Raw genomic sequence first — 1,658 nt, forward strand, 5'->3', positions numbered from 1 at the left:
ATTTATAGCAATTCTGGGCCACATGAGGTAGGTGGCGGAAAAAGGTAATTGGTAATTGGTAACTGGTAGCGCCCTATACCCTCTTCCCTATGCCCCATGCCCAATTACCGCGATATAGTGTAAGTGATTTTACTGAAAAAAATATATATTATGAGATAAATATTAATTGATTTGTCGCACTCAATTAAGGAAAACTACAGATTTCAAAGTTACCAAAAGCGAAAGCTGGGGACGGATTTTGTGTTTCGAGTTTCTCTCTCAATGAGGAAAGATTCGATCCCCAAGTTGGGCTGACACAAATCACAAATCCCGATCGAATAGATCACATTTACTCGTGTATTTGAATCACATAAAACTTAGGAAAATCAGTGAATAATAGCAAAAGCGAGTTCAAAAAAAACACAATGATGACCCAAACGTTTTTACCTCAATTTACTATTGCAGAACTAGTCTTTCAGGTATATCACTCCGGTCTGCTGACTCCCACTCACCGACAACAGCTCCAGACTGCGCTGTTGAATGACTGTCTTACCGAAGAAGATCAAACAGCCATCAACCGCTTGCTCCACGCCGTTCGGCGGGGATGGCTGAAAGTTGTAGATTAAACAAAATTTTTTGCCGCTTCTGTGGAAATGCACTGTCACTCGAAGGCAGAATTAAATCGCCTCAATAAAATCAAGAATTAAACTAAAGGCAGGGTGCGCCACCATCACCCTGCAGTTTGAAATTCTGTTTTGCCAGCTTATTTACTCAGAAATTTGGCCCTCAGGCATCATCGCTTCTCTCAGATTCGCCTCCTTCAAATTTGTCCCGCGCAAAGAAGCTTGATGCAAGTTGGCTCCCCGGAGATTGGCTCCCTTGAGGGAAACTCCGCTCAAATCTGCTAGATGTAGATTGGCACAGCTCAAGTTCGCTCCGCTCAAATTGGCTCCCTTCAAATTGGCTTTTTCGAGATTGGCTTCCGTCAAATTTGCCCAACTCAGATTTGCAAGAGTCAGGTTAGCAAGGCTGAGATCAGCTTGCGTTAAGTTGGCGTCGGTTAAATTTGCTTTGCTGAGATTGATTTGGCAAAGTTTCACTTCGGTCAAGTCGGCACCTTGCAAGTTAGCGTTTACGGCATAAACTTGAATCAAAATTGCCCGCTGAAGGTTGGCATCTCTCATGTCTGCACCCCTGAGACTCGCTCCGGTTAAATCTGCCCCGACGAGCACCGCACTCTGCAAGATGGCTCCGCTCAAGTTCGCTCCCACCGCCTCGCATTCCCCGAAATTAGCGGACATGAGGTTGGCTTGGGAGAGGTTGGCTTGGCTGATATTTGCTTGATACAGATTGGCTCTGTAAAGGATTGTACCGATCGAATTTGCACCTTTTAAATCAGCTTGACTCAGGTTAATATCCCGCAAATTTGTCCTTGACATATTGACCCCGGCCAGGTCTACTTTCTGAAAAACCCGTTCTCCGGCTGCATACCGTCTGAAAAGTTCGTCTGCATTCATGTCATTTTCCTCAAAATATTTAATAATATCTTTGATATTTCAATCATATTAGGCATGAGCGACCTTTACATTTCTTGGTCTGAGTACCATCGAAAAATTGAGGATTTGGCTGTAAAAATTGATGAATCTCAATGGAAATTCGATCGCATTGTCTGTCTGGCG

General features: G+C 43.8%; 2 protein-coding genes and 1 pseudogene. 2 read left to right on the forward strand and 1 reads right to left on the reverse strand.

From position 1 onward, the window contains the following. The first annotated feature begins 404 nt into the window (after nt 1-404). Nucleotides 405-605, forward strand: a complete 201-nt coding sequence (locus tag IQ270_RS30090; protein WP_193976757.1) for a hypothetical protein — start codon at nt 405-407, stop codon at nt 603-605. Between the two features lie 141 nt (nt 606-746). Here the strand turns inward: IQ270_RS30090 and IQ270_RS30095 are convergent, their stop codons facing one another. Then, nucleotides 747-1,496, reverse strand: coding sequence for a pentapeptide repeat-containing protein (locus tag IQ270_RS30095; RefSeq protein WP_193976756.1), 750 nt, complete (start codon nt 1,494-1,496; stop codon nt 747-749). Between the two features lie 54 nt (nt 1,497-1,550). Between IQ270_RS30095 and IQ270_RS31660 the strand changes: the two are divergent. Further along, nucleotides 1,551-1,658, forward strand: a pseudogene (locus tag IQ270_RS31660) (phosphoribosyltransferase); the annotation flags it as partial.

This window comes from Microcoleus sp. LEGE 07076, from assembly GCF_015207455.1.
GTDB lineage: Bacteria > Cyanobacteriota > Cyanobacteriia > Cyanobacteriales > Microcoleaceae > Microcoleus.

Bases quoted from the DNA above. Each gene is read 5' to 3' on its own strand.
- IQ270_RS30095 (WP_193976756.1), bottom strand. From the start codon at position 1,496: ATGAATGCAGACGAACTTTTCAGACGGTATGCAGCCGGAGAACGGGTT.
- IQ270_RS30090 (WP_193976757.1), top strand. From the start codon at position 405: ATGATGACCCAAACGTTTTTACCTCAATTTACTATTGCAGAACTAGTC.